The 290-nt window shown below is 51.7% G+C and carries 1 protein-coding gene; it reads right to left on the minus strand.

The window, feature by feature from the left end; all coding sequences use genetic code 11:
• A partial coding sequence (locus R0J92_RS22405) for a hypothetical protein (protein ID WP_411053278.1) occupies positions 1-290 on the minus strand: 290 nt, incomplete at both ends.

Raw genomic sequence — 290 nt, forward strand, 5'->3', positions numbered from 1 at the left:
ATCTTTATGCGCTTCGGTCGCTTTGGCCGCTGACAGGCTCTGTTCGATTTGATTTTTGAAAGCTGCCTGGACAGCTGATGACCGGAAATCGACGCGCTTTAAGTAAGACTTGGCCCAAGCCTGCACCGCTTCATCAGTGACGACCGGATCAAACCGCTTGTGGCCTTGCATGAAATTGGACATGGTTTGCACGACCAGCGATAAGCGCGCAAAAAAGCGCCTCTCATTGCCCCTGTATTTCCATCCATTCAATGGCGTAGGCGGCAGTTTCAGTTCAAGCGCAGAACGAT

It is taken from the genome of Tritonibacter sp. SIMBA_163, from assembly GCF_046535935.1.
Taxonomy (GTDB): Bacteria; Pseudomonadota; Alphaproteobacteria; order Rhodobacterales; family Rhodobacteraceae; genus Epibacterium; species Epibacterium scottomollicae.